Annotated in this window: 1 pseudogene; it reads left to right on the top strand. The window is 54.4% G+C overall.

Features of this window, described 5'->3' with window-relative positions:
- Nucleotides 1-48: 48 nt before the first annotated feature.
- Nucleotides 49-270 (top strand): annotated as a pseudogene (locus P8629_RS11915) (elongation factor P); the annotation flags it as partial.

The following is a 270-nucleotide window of genomic DNA, read 5'->3' as shown; positions in this document are numbered from 1 at the left end:
TGCGCGCGTCACCGACTGAAACACACCATAGAACCATTGAGAGGCAGTATGGCGAACTATTCTACCAATGAATTCAAAGCGGGTTTGAAAGTAATGCTCGATGGCGATCCTTGTTCGATCGTCGAGAACGAGCTGGTCAAGCCTGGCAAGGGTCAAGCGTTCAACCGCGTCAAGCTGCGCAACCTGATGACTGGCCGTGTCGGTGAGCGCACCTTCAAGTCTGGCGACTCGCTGGAAGGCGCTGACGTCATGGATCTGGAGATGGAGTAC

The organism is Hydrogenovibrio sp. 3SP14C1 (assembly GCF_029625905.1).
GTDB lineage: Bacteria > Pseudomonadota > Gammaproteobacteria > Thiomicrospirales > Thiomicrospiraceae > Hydrogenovibrio.
This window is presented reverse-complemented; position numbering and strand designations above follow the sequence as displayed.